The organism is Peribacillus sp. B2I2 (assembly GCF_041261685.1).
Lineage (GTDB): Bacteria > Bacillota > Bacilli > Bacillales > DSM-1321 > Peribacillus.
The window spans coordinates 43,741-60,925 of sequence record NZ_JBGCCB010000001.1 but is presented as its reverse complement, the minus strand read 5'-3'; the positions used below and the strand labels follow the sequence as shown (position 1 = coordinate 60,925).

Genomic DNA, 17,185 nt, shown 5'->3' with positions numbered 1-17,185 from the left:
CAGGATTACTGGCAGTTCAAGATAAGCGTATTATAGGAAAACAGGAAGGTAATGTCAAACATCAGACCATTTGGATATTCTGTTGCTTCGCTTCAATCTCATCAACAAGTTCATAAAGAAGACTTACAACATCTTCCCTTGTTTCACAATCATTAATCCCTTTACGAGCTTTAGCATTCCCTTTAACACCTTTTAAATACCAAGATGCATGCTTACGCATTTCACGAACGGCAACATTTTCATTTTTCAATGCTATTAGACGATCCATATGAAGTACGCAAACATTCATCTTTTCACGAACTGATGGTTCATCCATCAGTTGACCGGTTTCTAAATATTTTACAGTCCGGTAAATCATCCACGGGTTACCTAGAGCTGCACGGCCAATCATGACTCCGTCAACACCAGTTTCCTTCAGCATTCTTTCCGCATCCTGCGGAGTTTCCACATCACCGTTCCCGATAAGCGGAATATTAATCGATTTCTTCACTTCACGGATGATGTCCCAGTTAGCTTTTCCTTCATACATTTGAACCCGAGTTCTACCATGCATGGAAACAGCTTTACCACCTGCACGCTCAACTGCCTGAGCATTTTGAATGGCAAACACATGCTCTTCATCCCAGCCTATGCGCATTTTCACCGTTACCGGCTTTTCAACTGCATCTACCACTGCCGAAACCATCTCATAAATTTTGTTTGGATCGAGAAGCCACTTCGCACCCGCATCACATTTAGTGATCTTAGGGACTGGGCAACCCATGTTGATATCAATGATGTCAGCATTTGTATTTTTATCTACAAACTGTGCAGCTTCGACCAAAGATTTCTTTTCTCCGCCAAAGATTTGCAAACTCAATGGCTTCTCTCTTTCATCTATATAAAGCATATTCATCGTTTTAGCATTTTTAAGTACGATTCCCTTGTCACTAACCATCTCCGCACAAACTAAACCAGCACCAAATTCCTTGACGGTCAAGCGGAATGCTGAGTTACAGACTCCCGCCATCGGTGCTAGCACTACCGGATTCTTCATTTCTATATCGCCTATTTTTAACACGTTGTCACCTCCTATAACATTCGTTCATTTATCCTCAGGTGGCTGAAGCTCCTCAATGGAAACATGAAGAATTTCCGCCACTTCCAGTAAAAATGCCTCTGAAGGGTTGCGGTTCCCTCGTTCGACTTCTCCCAGCAAGGAAACGGAAACACCTATTTCTCTCGCAAACCCTTCCTGGGTATAACCCTTTAACTTTCGAAAAGCGCGAATACGCCTTCCCCATTTTTCACCTTCCATAATCGAACTCCTTCTTTATCCGAAATCTGTTCAAGCAGGTCGCTCAAAGGTGCATGCATTTGCGGAAGTGAGATATCAGGGTCCACTTCCATTAAGGGCACGATAACAAAAGCCCTCTCGTGCATACGAGGGTGCGGGACTGAAAGAATCTCTGTCTCAATATTTTCATGATTATATAACAAAATGTCAAGGTCTAAAGTACGGGGACCCCATCTGATTTCCCTTTTTCTCCCTAAATCTTGTTCAATTTTCATACAAGCATGAAGTAATTCCTCGGGTTCTAAATCGGTTATCACTTTAAGGACAGCATTTAAAAAACAGTCCTGATCGGCATATCCTATCGGGTCCGTTTCATATAAAGAAGAGCAGGCCACCAACTTGATATGTGGATTTTCAGATAATAATTGGAAAGCCCTTAGGAATGTTTCAAGGCGATCCCCTAAGTTCGACCCTATTGAAAGGTAAGCAATATTTACCACAGTCAGCGTCCCCTTACAATCTCTATGGCAACTGAATCATAGTGACCCGCTATTGGGGGATCTGGTTTATAAACCTTCACGGTGCATGTCTCGATGGAGGAATATTTATTAAGTAGTTCAGAGGCAATTTTTTCAGCGACAGCTTCCACTAACTTAAAAGGTTCTCCCTCAACAACACTTTTACACACTTCATATAACTCGCCATAGTTGATTGAGTCTTCAAGGTTGTCACTCTTCCCTGCCTTGGCTAAATCAGTCTGGACGATTAAATCCACTTTAAACCGCTGACCAAGCTTCGTTTCTTCTGGAAATACTCCATGATAACCGTAAAACTCCATTTTATTCACATATATCTTATCCATTTCATTCACCTTTTCCTAATAGAGCATCCATCATCTTTGCAGTCCGCGCCATTTCCTTCACATCATGCACACGAACCATTTGACAGCCTTGTTGAATTCCATGGCAAATTGTAGCCGCTGTTCCTTCCATCCGCTCACTAGGCGGCAAGTCCAGAACATGTCCAATCATGGACTTTCTTGATGTGGCTAGCAACACGGGATAACCTAATGATACCAGCTTATCAAGATTCCTCATCATTTCCAAATTTAACTTTAAATCTTTCGCAAAACCAATACCTGGATCGAGAATGATGTTTTCATCCTTGACTCCCGCATCTTTTACCAACATGATGCTTTCGAATAAATCTTGAAGTACATCCCGGACAAAATGTCCATAACCCATATTATCCCGGTTATGCATCAAGATGATCGGCACCTTATATTCCGCAGCAACCTTTGGCATCAATGAATCGGCTTTACCTCCCCAAATGTCATTTAATATATGGGCTCCTGCTTTTACCGCCGCTTCCGCTACTCTTGATTTATACGTATCGACCGATATTGGAACCTCAATATTACGGGATATGGCTTCAATAATTGGGGCGACTCTCTCTATTTCCTCTTCATCCGATATCCTCTCATAGTTAGGACGGGTGGACTCTCCGCCTACATCCAATATATCCGCTCCTTCGTTGACCATCCGTTCGGCATGCTTCAAAGCAGCATCTATCCGATTATATTTCCCGCCATCCGAAAAGGAGTCCGGCGTAACATTCAAAATCCCCATGATTAAGGTTTTATTGCTGTAATCCAAATCAAATGAACCGCATTTTATTTTTGACGCTCCAGCTAATGACATCCAACGTTCTCCTTCGCCTAAAGAAATCTATATATACGAGTTTACCCATTTACATAGGCATAGTGCAAGCTCCATGAAGATTTGGAACACTTCAGCTACTTTACTACAAAAAGAAAAGCAAAGCCCCTAAGGAACTTCGCTTCTCATTTTTAGTGTCTGGTTTTACTCAAAGTTATATAATGGTGTACTTAAGTAACGTTCACCGTTACTTGGTATGATAGCAAGTACCTTTTTGCCTTTTCCCAGTTTGTCAGCCACTTTAATGGCAGCTGCAATTGCGCCTCCAGAAGAGATTCCACCAAGGATTCCTTCCTCTTTTGCTGCGCGGCGGGCATAATCAAACGATTCCTCTGTATTGACTTGAATGATTTCGTCATAGAGATCTGTATTCAAAATACTTGGAACGAAGCCTGCACCGATTCCTTGGATTTTATGAGGACCTGGAGTACCCCCCGATAATACTGGAGAGTCTGCAGGCTCAACAGCGTAAATTTTGATGTCAGGGTATTTTTCACGCAGGACTTCACCAGCTCCTGTTATGGTTCCACCAGTACCGATTCCGGCAACGAATGCATCCAGGCCTTCATCTCCAAAGGCTTCCACGATTTCAGGGCCAGTAGTGTTACGATGAACTTCAGGGTTGGCTTCATTCTCGAATTGCTGCGGGATGAAGTAACCTTTTTCTTTAGACAGCTCAGTTGCTCTAGCGATCGCACCTTTCATTCCTTCTGGTCCAGGTGTAAGAACTAACTCAGCCCCATAAGCGCGAAGCAAGTTACGGCGTTCCAAGCTCATCGTCTCCGGCATTACCAGAATTGATTTATAGCCCTTTGCTGCAGCTACCATCGCTAGTCCTATTCCAGTATTTCCACTTGTTGGTTCAATGATCGTATCACCTGGCTTAAGGTTACCGTTTTTTTCTGCTGCTTCGATCATCGCAAGGGCGATGCGGTCTTTAACACTACTGCCTGGGTTAAAATACTCAAGTTTCAAATAAATATCTGCACTGTTTTCATTTTGAAGCTTGTTTAACTTCACAATAGGTGTTTGCCCAATTAAATCGATTACAGAATTAGCTATACGTGCCATTTTCTCCACTCCTTATCATTTCAATACCGAGTATGTTTATTGGTTTTATTAAATTAAAGTTACCAGTTTTAATAGTTCATTGTCAATGATTATATACTATATTCTAAATTTTCTCACACAACCATTGACCTACTTTTGTTCTTTCAATCCATAAAACCATTCTACATCAAATTCGTCCCAGAAAATCTTCCCTGAGACCGGTGCCTGAATCTGTTCAAGAGCTATTTGGCGGCGAATCTTGTCTTTGACTTCAGCATATTCATACTGCTTGCCCTCTATTCTTTCATGCAGATAGAGAACGGCCCAGCCATCTTCCGTTTGGATTGCATCACTCCACTTTTTTACCTTCAATCTTTCGGCAGCACTAATGTATTCCTTGGAGACTTGCTCGTTATCCTGTGATATATAACCCATGTCGCCCCCTTGATTGGCAGTGAATTCATCAAGGGACTTTTCCATCGCTAAGACATCAAAAGAGACGCCTTTCTCCAGTTCACGTATGATTTGGTCTGATTGTTTTTTTGTAGACGAGGTAATATGGGAAATATGAAAAGTAGTAGGGATCCGGTAGATATCCTTATTATTATCATAATAATTCCGCATTGCTGTTTCGGAAACCGAAACATCCTTGGTGAGGAGCTTCTCTAGGAGGAGACTCGATTGAATCTCCTGCCTCAATTGATCGCTACTTTTATTAAGAGTCTGACCTGCAGTCCCATACATTGTTTTCATCATTTTAAGTTCCCGATCGAGCTCTTCATCCGTAATTTTCACTTTATATTTTTCTGCTGCCTGTTTGACTACCTCTTTATCGACCATTTCCTCAAGTACATCTTCCCCATATCTTTTTTCAAGCTCATTAATCCACGCTTCCCGGGAAATATCCTTGGAGCCAACCTTTGCGGCCGTTTCTTCCCCAATGACGGATTTTGAAATGATTAATGGTCTAATGAAAAAGATAATGATTGTCAATAGGTTCAACAAGGCAAGGCCGGCAATAATCGCCCGAAGCTTTTGTTTAGGCAAAACCCTTATCCCCCGTCAATTATTTTTTGGTTTCTGCTTCTAGTTCCTCGAGGTCTTCCTTCGAGAATTGGTAGGTCTCATTACAAAAATGACATTGCGCCTCTGCTTGTCCCTCTGTCTCAATGATATCCCGAATCTCTTCTTGTCCAAGGCTAATCAATGCATTGGCAATTCTTTCCCTTGAACATTGACAGGAGAACTCGACATCCATTTTTTCTAAGATATTTACATTGCCCTCACCTAAAATCTCGGTTAGGATTTCTTCAGGAGTCAGGCCATTTTGAATCATCTTAGAGACAGGAGTTATCGTGCTAAGTCTACTCTCGATTTTGGATATCGTTTCATCGGATGTACCAGGCATCAGTTGAATGATAAATCCACCTGCAGCAAGGATCGAATTATCTGGATTCACCAGAACCCCAACACCCACAGAAGAAGGCACCTGCTCGGAAGTAACAAAGTAATAAGTGAAGTCTTCACCTAACTCTCCCGATACAAGCGGTACTTGCCCTGAAAAGTGATCACGCAGACCAATATCTTTCACAACAGTCAACAATCCATCAGTTCCAACCGCTTTCCTGACATCAAGCTTCCCTTGTTCATTCAAATCAAAATGGGTTTGCGGGTGAGTGACATATCCACGGACTTCTCCTTTGGCATTGCTGTCGACCAGGATGGATCCAATCGGGCCACCACCCTCTATTTTAATCGTCAGCTTTTCTTCACCTTTTAACATTCCGCCCATCATTACACCTGCAGTCATTGCACGCCCAAGGGCAGCGGAAGCAGTAGGCCATGTATAATGGCGTCGCTGAGCTTCTCCTACAGTATCAGTTGTTGAAACAGCATATGCCCGAACCTGTCCTTCATAGCCTAACGCCTTTATTAGATAATCCTTCATTTATTTTGCTCCTTCCATGCTGTGTATTACTTCTTCACTTGCTCACGATTTCGTTTATATATCAGCTGCAGCCCCTTTAGGGTCAAAAATGGCTCAACAACGTCAATGACAGTAGACTCATTAGCAATTAGGGTAGCCAGTCCGCCTGTCGCTATTACCGTTGGTTCTAGATTACTTTGCGCCTTAATTCGATTAACGATTCCTTCAACCTGTCCAACATACCCATATAAAATACCAGACTGCATGGCAGATACCGTATTTTTCCCAATGATTCCTTCAGGTCGGCTGATTTCTATCCTTGGAAGTTTGGCTGCTTTTGAATAAAGTGCTTCTGTGGAAATGTTTATACCGGGAGCAATTGCTCCTCCCATGTATTGTTTATCCTCATTTATATAGCAATATGTAGTTGCCGTGCCAAAATCCACGATAATGAGAGGGCTTCCATATTCCTGAATGCCAGCAACAGCATTAACAATTCGGTCAGCTCCCACCTCACGGGGATTTTCGTATTTAATATTCAATCCAGTTTTAATTCCAGGTCCAACTATAAGCGGTTTAACTCCAAAGTATTTTTTGCACATACGTTCAAGTGCAAACATAATAGGCGGAACTACCGAAGAAATGATGATTCCATCAAATTGATCAAACGAAAGACCTTCATGTTGCAGCAAAGACTTTATGACCATTCCATACTCATCTTCTGTCTTGTTACGGCTAGTCTCAATTCGCCAATGATATTTTAAAATATCTTCATCGTATACGCCTAATACAGTATTCGTATTCCCAACATCCAATACAAAAATCATCGTTTCATCACTCCGGTAAATTATTCTCCAACATCATACCACACTGTTATTTCCCACGCTATCAGTCGCACTTTTCGAATGGTACCCCAGCATCTTTTTCTTATATTCCAAATTCATTTAAGGGTTAAGAAAAGGGTATTTCCGAGGCGGAAATACCCTTTTGAATTTAGTCGATTTAAGACTTTTTATTGTCATCTTCGTTCGGGAAGGAAAGCGGCTGATCTTGAGGTGTACCTTCTTTGATTGGAGGAGTATTCAATCCTTCCTCCGTTATTTCAAGGTCCTCAGGTCCTCTCTTATCCAATGGATCTAATAGGGCCTCTTTTTCTTCCTTCTTCGTATTGATGTTCACCTTGACATTCTCATCAGTGGTTAAATTCCCATTTAGAGCGGTATAATCCCGTTCTGGCAATTTTCCGTTATGGAATAAACTTTTGATTTGTTCAGCATCAAGTGTTTCCACTTCAAGCAAGGTTTTTGCAACCAAATCAAGTTTTTCACGATTTTCAGTAAGAATCTTCTTACATCTTTCGTAAGCTTCCCTGATGATACGTTGAATTTCAAGATCGATTTCATATGCGATTGCATCTGAATAATTTTGATCATTGTTGAAATCACGGCCTAGGAAGACCTGACCTTGAGAATTACCGAATTGAAGAGGTCCGAGCTTACTCATACCATATTCCATAACCATGCTTCGAGCTATGCCCGTTGCACGCTGGAAGTCATTATGAGCACCGGTACTCACTTCTCCGAATGTTACTTCTTCGGATACGCGGCCACCCAAAAGTCCTACGATTTTATCTTTAAGTTCAGGTTCCGTCATGAAGAAACGATCTTCTTTCGGCAGCATAACTGCATAACCGCCAGCTTGACCACGAGGGACAATCGTAACTTTATGAACGACTTCCGCATCATCCAGAACCAATCCAATAATGGTATGGCCCGCTTCATGCCATGCAACAATATTCCGTTCCTTTTTGGAAATGACACGATTTTTCTTGGCAGGCCCCGCGATAACGCGATCCGAAGCTTCATCCAAATCGGACATGTCGATCTTCTTCTTATCTTGACGGGCAGCTACAAGCGCCGCTTCATTCAGTAAGTTTTCAAGATCTGCACCAGAAAACCCTGGTGTACGCTGAGCGATTGCTTTCAAATCGACAGTTTCTGCTAAAGGTTTATTACGTGCATGCACTTTCAGGACTTCTTCACGGCCCTTAACATCAGGGCGGCCTACCGTTATTTGACGGTCAAAACGTCCTGGACGCAATAATGCCGGATCCAATACATCAGCACGGTTAGTTGCAGCAATGATAATGATTCCTTCATTCCCACCGAAACCATCCATTTCTACCAGTAGTTGGTTCAGTGTTTGTTCACGTTCATCATGACCGCCACCAAGACCTGCGCCACGTTGACGTCCTACTGCATCAATTTCATCGATAAAGATGATACATGGTGCATTCTTCTTAGCATTTTCAAACAAATCACGAACACGGGATGCACCGACACCCACAAACATTTCAACAAAATCAGAACCACTGATTGAGAAGAAAGGAGTACCGGCTTCACCAGCTACTGCCCGCGCAAGTAAAGTTTTACCTGTACCAGGAGGCCCAACTAAAAGTACCCCTTTAGGAATACGGGCTCCGAGCTCGGCATATTTGCGAGGATCTTTTAAGAATTCAACGACCTCGACAAGTTCCTGCTTTTCTTCGTCCGCTCCGGCAACATCATTGAAGCGTACTTTTTTCTTATCATCATTATACAATTTCGCCTTACTTTTCCCGAAGTTCATGACACGGCCACCACCGCCGCCCTGAGCTTGGTTAAGTAAAAAGAAGAAGAGGATAAAAATGATTACAAATGGAATGATGGAAGTGAAAAATGTCACCCAACCACTTGTCTTTTCTGGAGGTTCAACAGTGATGATGTCTTTATCCAACTTGGTTACGGCATCATTAATTCGACTCTGCGAATATTCACTGAAAGGCACGTAAGTAACAAAGAATTTATTTTCCTCATAACCTTTGAGCTTCCCTGTGATTTCAAATACACTGCTTTCGGGCTGCATCGTTAGTGCTGTGACGTCCCCACTCTCCAAATGCTTATAGAATTCATCTTGGGTCATTTTCTCTGTTGGTTCATTGTTATTATTAAAGATGCTTACAATCCCAATGATGACCAAAAAGATCAGTAAATAAAATATGGTATTACGGAAGATCCGATTCATCCCTTACCTCCTCCCACGGGTAAACAAACTATAGTAAATACTATCATACAAAATTAATGAATTACAATAATTTAACACCGCTGTTTTTATCTGGTCTTCTCTTTCAAACAGGTACGATTAATTCGAGTAAATTTCAGGCTTCAATATGCCAATATACGGGAGATTACGATACTTTTCTGCAAAATCAAGACCATATCCGACAACAAATGCATCCGGAACGATAAACCCAGCATAGTCCGGAGTGATATCCGCTTTCCTGCCTGTTGGTTTATCCAATAGGGTAACGATTTTAATTGATTTTGCTTTTCGATAACGGAAAAGTTCCGCAAGATAGCTAAGGGTTAAACCGCTGTCGATAATATCTTCGATGATTAAAATATCCCGGCCTTCTACAGATGTATCAAGATCTTTGATGATTTTCACTTCACCGGAAGATACAGTGGAGTTACCATAGCTTGAAACATCCATAAAGTCCATTTCAAGATGTGTATCCACACGTTTCAGTAAATCTGACATAAATGGCATGGCGCCTTTCAGCACTCCGATGGCCAACGGGAACTTTCCTTGGTAATCAGCTTCAAGCTGCGCACCCAATTCCCTGATTTTTTTTTGAAGTTCTTCCTCAGTTATTAAAACTTTTTCAATGTCGTTTTGCATGGTCATAGTAATTAATTGCCCCCCATGAAGAATTAAGCTTTTTTATATTCTAAGTAGATTAAAGATTTTTCATCAGAAATTATATCCGGTTCAACATTCGATTTCTTTAAACCAGGAAGCCAAATGGCCGTTCCAGCTTGATCGATGATGACCGGCCACACATTTCTTTCTAGCATCGGGATCTTTTCATTAATAAAAATCTCCTTCAACTTTTTAGTTCCACCCAATCCCTTGACTGCCATCCGTTCGCCTTCATTCCTGGTTCGGACTGTAAGCGGAAACTGAACTGCAGATTCGGGAAGTATAAAAGAATTGTTTCCTCTAAGAGCCGGAATTTCTTCTTTTATATAGTGCGCTTTAATCTTATATCCATTCGGAAGAATAGTCTCACCGGGAATTTGTAATTTAAGGGAATATTTATGGCTTTTTTGCCGGAAAAATCTAAACGTGCAAGTTTGATATGATTTTTCAGCAATAAGGCCCTCCGGAAGATGCAATTCAGCAGATGGTTGAGGATTTAAAAACAAAACTAAAAGTTGGTCAATATGTAATGCCGAAAGCGATGAAGGTCTCTCCAAATAAAGATAGTTTAATATTAGTTGAATCGCCCTTCTTTGTAAAGGTTTAGGCATCGCGAGAACCTTATCAATCTGAATAACCGCTTGATCTTTATCCTGTTGTATCCAAACCTCTGACATTTTGCTTGAAACCAGGTTCTGAAAAAACTCTTCATCTTCATAAAGCTCTTCACTGAATCTTTGAAAATGCTCATGAACCTTTCTATTTTCTTTCTTTAAAAATGGAAGGACTTCATGTCTAAAACGATTTCTTACATAGACATCTTTTTCGTTACTCGGATCAAGCCTTGGTTCAATATTATGAAGACCCGCATATTCGATAATTTGGCTTTTCGTGATTTCAAGAAAAGGCCTGATCAGGTGACCGGTATGAAAACGTCTCTTTATAGGAATACCTGCTCTTGCCTTACCTGTCGCCCCCCTTGTTAAACGCATGAGCATCGTTTCAATTTGATCATCTCCATGATGTCCCAGGACAAGGGTGGAGGCTTGATGCTTATCCATCATTTCTTCATAGAAAGCAAAACGTAACTTTCTTGACGTTATTTGGGAACTTTCCCCCGTCTGTTCCATCCTGGCAGGAACATCGATCCTTTTTCCTTCAAATGCGATGCCCCACCGTATACATATTTGCTCTACATATTTATAATCCTCATATGATTCTTCACCACGGAACATATGGTCAACACTTGCAACAATCATCTCGTAATGAAAAATAGATTGAATTTCCTTAAGGATATGGAGAAGCACCAACGAGTCCGGTCCCCCGGAAACGCCTATGAGCAACTTCGAGTTTTCCTGAATCAATTCGTTTCTATAAATGGTGTTCAGAACTTTTTCCTTTAACATACAATCTTCCTTCTTTATGACAGGCATTAGTTTATACGATTCAAACATGAAATGGTTTCAACTATTCCACGCATTCATCAATTAACTATATCATAACAACTGTTCATATATGTAAAGAACATAGAGCATCGATATTATGGCAACCAGCAAAAAAGTTTCAAAAAAACCTCCCCTTTTCTTATTGGAGTAGTTTTGGGACCTTCTAGCTTGCCTCGTTGAGGGTTGGATTGTTGATGGCTGACCTGTCGCTGCCTGACTCTGGCCCTTTTTCTTCAAGTTATTTTGCTTACTTATCACAGTTATCAAATCCTCCCGCATTTGGAGGGCTGAATCATACTGCCCGTGGAGTGCTTTATCCAACATCTTTCTATATGGGTGCAATTCCTTTTTCTGCTTAATCAAGTCGTTAAGCTGTCTATACCCCTCCCCTTTCTTATGGAAACGTCCAGGATAGGCAGAATTGATTATAATCATCGCCACAGCGAACAAGTCATATTGCGGATCAGCCTTTCTTGATCCAAGTCCCCAGTACCCTCTATCGAAGAACTCGGTGAATTCTTTAACAGATCGCCCAATCAAGGTGGTTCCGCCTACATCCACGCACCGGACTTTATAGGCTGGTGAAGTCACTATCAAATTCTCAGGTTTTAAATCCCCGAACACCCAGCCATTAGTATGCAAGGAAGCCAAACTGGTTAAAAGCTGAAGCGTCAATACCCCAATCCACGATGACCCTTTCTTATCGATGAAACGCAAAAAATCGTGTCCATGGATATATTCCATGACATAAAAAGGGAGCTGCTTTCCTGTTTTCATGAAATCATCCGCTTCCAAAAAGGAAGGTCCAAGGGTAGACCCCTGGACCTTTGAAAAGGATTTTAGGATATTCATCTCCGAAATAATGGACGTCCCATTATCACTGAGCTTTAAAGCATAATGACGATTTTCTCTTTCAACCAAATAGACGATCCCGTTCGCTCCACACCCCAATTCCTTAATTATTTTGTACTGGTTCTTATTCCATTTTCCAGTGACCAAACTGTCAGGCAGGAGTTTACATTGATTCCTCAAAGTATTGTTCATCATCATGTGATAACAATCCCCTCAATGAACGTTTTTTATTGAAAAATGTTAAAGCTTCACGAATGGCCGGACCTGTCGGAGTGAGTCCCCCTGTACTAAGCTTAGGAAAAGTTGCCGTCAAGGCTTCAAGGTTCGGGGTCCAATCCAACAACTTTTCCACATCATTTCTTTTCCCAGGAAATACGAATACGGAAAAACGGCTGTCACCCATTCTTGCATTCATACTCAGGGAAAGATCCAATAAAGAATCTTTTACGGTAGGCAGTTTATGTTTCATGCTTGCACTGGTATCGACAAGAATCAGTACTTCGAGCTTGCTTGTTTCCCCAAGCTCATCAACCACCTCCATCACTTCCCCTCGTTTTTCCGGCGGAAGATCTTCCATCGTTCTTGAGTCTCCAAGTATTTGTTGAAGTTCACGATTGATAACTCCCTGTATAGTTTGAGTCATTGCCTTTTGGGTCACCATTTGGACGGTTTGGGACAACTGCTGTGCATAGACTATTTGACTTACGCCACCTCCTGAACCAGCAATCTTCTCGATTTCCTTAAGTCCCTTTTCATCTATCACATCATTTTCCATAACACCTATGACATTGATGGTTATACCTTGCTTCCTTGCTAATTCGGCCATGGCAGAAGGCTCCTCACCATGATTTGAACATCCGTCGGTTATAAGCAAAATCTGTCTTAATGTTCCTGCTTTCATGTTTTGCTCTCCCTTCCTTTCAATCTGTTACCATAATTGACTAAAAAGGGGGAATTTATACGCCAAAGACATACGCAATCAAGTCACATTCATGGCCTTGTGTTCATCTTTTTACCTTTTATCCGTCTTCCAATAAATCACCTCATTTATCGTTTTATTTATTTGATATATATAAACGGCCCCCTACTGGGCCTTTTTTCGTTTTGGAGAAACGGGAATCGATGCCCATTTCGGTGTATTGTGTTTAATTTTGGATGTTACCACTGTCATATCATCATCTATAATCCCTTTTGTTCGGATGACCTCCTCCAATATTAAATCGGAAATTTCCTGTGGATCGTCTGTCTCCATTTCTTTTATTTTTCGTTTAAGCCAGAACTCGATATTTTCGACATGGGAGGGACCATCGAATACTCCATCGCTCATCATGATTAATATATCCCCTGCCTTTAGCTCTTCTGATACAACATCAACATCGAAATCCTGGATAATTCCCATAGGGAGGTTACTCGATTCAATTTTTATTATCCTATCCCCCCTTTTAATGAAACTCGGTATCGAACAGATTTTTAAAAACTTAGCCCTTGCGTCCTGAAGATCAATCATTGCCAAATCAAGAGTTGAAAAAATTTCATCGGTAGTGCGTAGAGATAATACGGAGTTTACGGATTTAATGGCTATTTTTTCTTCTATTCCCGATTGTAAAAATTTTTGAAGCAGCTTCAATGTCTCTGTACTCTCAAAATGGGCCCTTTCCCCATTTCCCATGCCATCACTAATGGCTATTGCGAATTTTCCGCAACCAATTTCCATGGTCGTATAACTATCTCCTGAAACAAGCCCTCCCCCCTTGGCAGCATGAGCCACACCCGTTTCGACCGTGAATTTTTTTGCTGACCTAAATATCACCTCACATTGCCCGTTTGGATACGTTGCACACTCTTCTGAATGAACGACTATCGTTTCCCCTAAAATGTCCGAAAGCATTGGTGCTATTAACTTTTCACATTCCCCTCTGCCCTGGCAGTATGGGACACTCATCTCTATATCAACATTTCCTTGTTCTAGACTGTATATTTCAACATAGCCTATATGCAGGCCAAAATCCTGGATGGCCTCCATAATGGATTCTTCATGTACATGATGATTCTTCCTTTCCCTTTGAATTTCTTTTGCAAAATCATCCATTACTGCAGAAACGCCCCGCAGCTGATCCGCAACCAGTTTCCGGCTTTCTTTCACCTGCCTTTTTAACTTTTGGTTTGCTTCAAAATAAGTAAGCTCCTGTGATATCGCCCCAATGACCTGAGGTCCGCGACTACAATATTTCCCCCATTCTTTCGAAGTCTTTTGGGGTAGTTGCCCACCATTTTCACTTAACTGAAGCATAATTTCCTGCATACCTTCATAAGTTGTATTAAAGTTCTTGGACCAGCATTGTTCCTTTTTAAAACAGAGCTGGCACGTCTTTTCCGTTACATTACTTAAGAAGTAGTCGAATTCTTTCTCATCTTCCCTCCAATCTCCCCCTTTCATCCACTTGGGAAAAGCTATTTGAGAGCGCCTCAAATACATGCGAGAATTGCTCCACCCTTTGAGCGGTAACATCCCTCACTTTCCGGGCATACTGCTGCTGTTCATCGGAATTCTCGACGGTTCCCGGTATATGTTTCGCTATTTTGTTGATTATGGATGTCGGTGTTAATATAAATAAAGCCACCGCTACAAGTGATTCATAAAGGGTCACCATAATATTATTGGTGCCCTCACCATATAAACCTATCAGTGTCGTAGCGATTAAGAGGCCTGCTGCGACCCCTATCTTCCTTCCCTCCTTCAACAACCCGCCCAAAAGCCCGGAAAAAGCGAGAAGGCTCATTTGATAAAGACTTGCGATACTTGCCAAGCTGAATATCAATCCAGTAACTACACCTACAGTGGAGCCTATGGCGGCCCCTCCCGCCAGCCCGAAGAGGAGGACCAAGTATCGTGAGAATATATGGTCGAGTGATAAATCGTATATCATCCAGCCTATGGTTCCGGTCATCACCGAAGCCAGCAAGATGATGATACTGACGATTTCCTCCGTCTTTAATGATTGGGTTTTTGTCCGTACGGTTAGCAGCGGGATGGACTGTATGAAGATTAAGGTTAAGATCATGGCGAGTCCCGCCTCTACTCCTATCATCATCAGGTCGTACAGCTGAATCGTTCGAAATACCAGATATTGCTCGGCCAGGTTGACCAGGAATAGTGAAGCAAAGACGTACATCGACATCGTCTTGAATTGTCCTTCTACGGCGGGCTTCTTGATCTTATGAAATAACAGAAGCAGGAACGCCGATGCAAAGATGACTAAACTATTGGAATAGTGAACGGTCAGCCCACCTGCAATCAATCCGAATAATGCAAGTGGAGCCCTGTCACGCCTCATGAGAAAAACGGCTGCGAAAAACGGAAGTCCAAATGGTGCCAGCTGCGAAAGAATTAATGCTCGTCCTAATAAAAAACCGATAATGGCTAAAGAGATACCTTTCTTTATGAATATGTCTTCCGACTTCATTTGCAGTTGTTGGATCCAATTGATGGCTCCTGCCTTCGCTTCTTTTAACTGAACATCTCCAAGCGGTTCCATCATGGGTCTTTCTACTTTTTCCATTTCAACACCCCATTCGTATTAGTGATTTTTATTATATAGAGGGCTTGTTTATTTTTTTGTCAGAATTTTATAAGCTGATAAGAAAAACGTTCGACGAAATTCTTCTTGAACAATCATTTGTATACAGGTTTTTGTGCCTTTTTTCCCAATACAGAAACAGGTGTTCTTTTATTTTTGAAGAAAAGCAAAGTTTTTAGGTTATTTTTGCGGAAAATAACATGAATAAATAATCAGGAAATGGAAACCGACAAATTTTATTTTTTTGTTGACATTTTTTCTTCACGAATGTAAGATATAACTTGTGCTTCAGTAGCACATACCATTTTGGCGGCGTAGCTCAGCTGGCTAGAGCGTACGGTTCATACCCGTGAGGTCGGGGGTTCGATCCCCTCTGCCGCTATCCTTTATTATTAAAATCACGGCCCGTTGGTCAAGCGGTTAAGACACCGCCCTTTCACGGCGGTAACACGGGTTCGAATCCCGTACGGGTCATCAAATACCAAAAGCGCCTCTGCACACTTATCCGAGTAAGTGTACAGAGGCGCTTTTTCTATTTATTGCAGTTGAATTCAATTCGATGAGTAAAACCTTATAAAATTAAAAGAAGACAAGCCGGCAAGCTTGCCTTTATCTACACTATGAATAATTTCACAGGAAAGTTGCTAAACTATTATTTTTCAGCAGCAGTTTTATCCGCGTCTTCCTCCTCGACCTCCCCGTTTCGTTTCGGTGCTACGTTTAAGGGTCGTTAAGCGGTCTTCGCTATCTTTTAAGAATTTAGCCATTTTTTGCTCAAAGTTTTCCTTGGGTTGGAAACCATTACTTTTCGAGCGGAAGTCTTTGGAACGGCTGTCATTCCCTCTTCCTTGGCGCGGACGTGGTGTGTATGCAGGTTTTTGCTCACTTTCAGGTCGGTCTATCGCTTTTTTTATGGACAAGCCAATCTTGCCATCTTTCACATTGATGACTTTCACCTCAACCGTATCGCCCACTTTTAAATGATCATTGATATCTTTTACATAGTTATCAGCCACTTCACTGATATGGACAAGACCGGTTGAACCTTGAGGGAGCTCAACAAATGCACCAAAATTAGTTATGCCTGTTACTTTACCTTGTAACTTGCTGCCTACTTCGATTGACATAAAAAAAATGTTCCTCCTTAGAAATGTTAAAAAATCTCTTCACACTATATTATAACGAAAGTAAAAAAATAGTGTCAATATTAGTCACTATCTTCCTTCCCTTTTGGAAGGGTAAAAATGATTTCACCTTTTTCAGATAAGAAATAATCACGTCTGGCTATTTTCGCTATATAGTCGTCGTCATTTAGCTTCACGATTTCTTCTTTAAGAAGGGTCTCGTCTTTTTCCAATTTAGCTAACTTTCCCTTCAATTCTTCCTTCTGTTGAACTTTCTCATCCAGTGCAACATTTTGCGTTATGAGGGTGGAAATAGCCAAAATCAAAAAGACAGCGGCGAAAACTGAGTATAGAGTTAATCTACGCATTAGACCACGCTTCTTTTTTTCTACGGTTTGCACTTTTTTCTCTTCTTGAGCGACGTAGGGATTTTCTATTTTTGCCACTTTCCTTTTACGAAGGCTACTCATTTTT

The 17,185-nt window shown here is 41.4% G+C and carries 16 protein-coding genes, 2 tRNA genes and 1 pseudogene; 2 read left to right on the top strand and 17 right to left on the bottom strand.

What is annotated here, in order from left to right; genetic code table 11:
- Window positions 1-61 precede the first annotated feature (61 nt).
- The 15 genes and pseudogenes from dusB to spoIIE form a co-directional block, all read right to left on the bottom strand.
- A complete protein-coding gene (gene dusB, locus ABIE66_RS00325; RefSeq protein WP_370013565.1) occupies window positions 62-1,060 on the bottom strand; it encodes a tRNA dihydrouridine synthase DusB in 999 nt (332 codons plus the stop codon).
- A 24-nt stretch (window positions 1,061-1,084) separates the two neighbouring features.
- A complete protein-coding gene (locus ABIE66_RS00320) occupies window positions 1,085-1,297 on the bottom strand; it encodes a helix-turn-helix domain-containing protein (protein ID WP_289323312.1) in 213 nt (70 codons plus the stop codon).
- Window positions 1,249-1,776: a 2-amino-4-hydroxy-6-hydroxymethyldihydropteridine diphosphokinase gene (folK, locus tag ABIE66_RS00315; RefSeq protein ID WP_289323311.1), complete on the bottom strand. Its 528-nt coding sequence runs from the start codon at window positions 1,774-1,776 to the stop codon at window positions 1,249-1,251. Before folK ends, ABIE66_RS00320 begins: the two co-directional genes overlap by 49 nt.
- A gap of 2 nt (window positions 1,777-1,778) precedes the next feature.
- A complete protein-coding gene (gene folB, locus ABIE66_RS00310; protein ID WP_076372983.1) occupies window positions 1,779-2,138 on the bottom strand; it encodes a dihydroneopterin aldolase in 360 nt (119 codons plus the stop codon).
- A gap of 1 nt (window position 2,139) precedes the next feature.
- Complete coding sequence (folP, locus tag ABIE66_RS00305) at window positions 2,140-2,976, bottom strand: dihydropteroate synthase (protein WP_370013564.1); 837 nt, start codon at window positions 2,974-2,976, stop codon at window positions 2,140-2,142.
- A 162-nt stretch (window positions 2,977-3,138) separates the two neighbouring features.
- The gene (cysK, locus tag ABIE66_RS00300) at window positions 3,139-4,065 is read right to left on the bottom strand and encodes a cysteine synthase A (RefSeq protein ID WP_289314072.1); all 927 of its coding nucleotides are present in this window, start codon (window positions 4,063-4,065) and stop codon (window positions 3,139-3,141) included.
- Between the two features lie 129 nt (window positions 4,066-4,194).
- Window positions 4,195-5,091 carry a peptidyl-prolyl cis-trans isomerase gene (locus ABIE66_RS00295; RefSeq protein WP_289323309.1) on the bottom strand — a complete coding sequence of 299 codons (897 nt, stop codon included), beginning with the start codon at window positions 5,089-5,091 and terminating at the stop codon, window positions 4,195-4,197.
- Window positions 5,092-5,110: 19 nt separating this feature from the next.
- Complete coding sequence (gene hslO, locus ABIE66_RS00290) at window positions 5,111-5,992, bottom strand: Hsp33 family molecular chaperone HslO (RefSeq protein WP_289314074.1); 882 nt, start codon at window positions 5,990-5,992, stop codon at window positions 5,111-5,113.
- Window positions 5,993-6,018: 26 nt separating this feature from the next.
- Window positions 6,019-6,798, bottom strand: coding sequence for a type III pantothenate kinase (locus ABIE66_RS00285; protein ID WP_289314075.1), 780 nt, complete (start codon window positions 6,796-6,798; stop codon window positions 6,019-6,021).
- 175 nt (window positions 6,799-6,973) lie between these two features.
- Window positions 6,974-9,034: an ATP-dependent zinc metalloprotease FtsH gene (ftsH, locus tag ABIE66_RS00280; RefSeq protein ID WP_289314076.1), complete on the bottom strand. Its 2,061-nt coding sequence runs from the start codon at window positions 9,032-9,034 to the stop codon at window positions 6,974-6,976.
- Between the two features lie 117 nt (window positions 9,035-9,151).
- Window positions 9,152-9,691 (bottom strand): hypoxanthine phosphoribosyltransferase, encoded by a 540-nt coding sequence (gene hpt / locus ABIE66_RS00275; RefSeq protein WP_137018539.1) that lies wholly within the window; start codon window positions 9,689-9,691, stop codon window positions 9,152-9,154.
- Window positions 9,692-9,723: 32 nt separating this feature from the next.
- Window positions 9,724-11,118: a tRNA lysidine(34) synthetase TilS gene (tilS, locus tag ABIE66_RS00270; RefSeq protein WP_370013563.1), complete on the bottom strand. Its 1,395-nt coding sequence runs from the start codon at window positions 11,116-11,118 to the stop codon at window positions 9,724-9,726.
- Window positions 11,119-11,208: 90 nt separating this feature from the next.
- Window positions 11,209-12,207 carry a protein kinase domain-containing protein gene (locus ABIE66_RS00265; RefSeq protein WP_370013562.1) on the bottom strand — a complete coding sequence of 333 codons (999 nt, stop codon included), beginning with the start codon at window positions 12,205-12,207 and terminating at the stop codon, window positions 11,209-11,211.
- On the bottom strand, window positions 12,173-12,910 hold the full coding sequence (locus ABIE66_RS00260; protein ID WP_353957883.1) for a VWA domain-containing protein: 738 nt from the start codon (window positions 12,908-12,910) through the stop codon (window positions 12,173-12,175). The genes ABIE66_RS00265 and ABIE66_RS00260 overlap by 35 nt, the downstream gene beginning before the upstream one ends.
- Before the next feature lie 183 nt (window positions 12,911-13,093).
- Window positions 13,094-15,569, bottom strand: a pseudogene (gene spoIIE / locus ABIE66_RS00255) (stage II sporulation protein E).
- Between the two features lie 326 nt (window positions 15,570-15,895).
- Here spoIIE and ABIE66_RS00250 point away from each other — a divergent pair.
- Both ABIE66_RS00250 and ABIE66_RS00245 read left to right on the top strand, forming a co-directional pair.
- A tRNA-Met gene (locus ABIE66_RS00250) sits at window positions 15,896-15,969 on the top strand.
- Between the two features lie 20 nt (window positions 15,970-15,989).
- A tRNA-Glu gene (locus ABIE66_RS00245) sits at window positions 15,990-16,061 on the top strand.
- A gap of 197 nt (window positions 16,062-16,258) precedes the next feature.
- Here ABIE66_RS00245 and ABIE66_RS00240 read toward each other — a convergent pair.
- Both ABIE66_RS00240 and ABIE66_RS00235 read right to left on the bottom strand, forming a co-directional pair.
- A complete protein-coding gene (locus tag ABIE66_RS00240; protein ID WP_289314079.1) occupies window positions 16,259-16,714 on the bottom strand; it encodes a S1 domain-containing RNA-binding protein in 456 nt (151 codons plus the stop codon).
- 80 nt (window positions 16,715-16,794) lie between these two features.
- The gene (locus ABIE66_RS00235) at window positions 16,795-17,181 is read right to left on the bottom strand and encodes an FtsB family cell division protein (protein WP_289323305.1); all 387 of its coding nucleotides are present in this window, start codon (window positions 17,179-17,181) and stop codon (window positions 16,795-16,797) included.
- Window positions 17,182-17,185 lie beyond the last annotated feature (4 nt).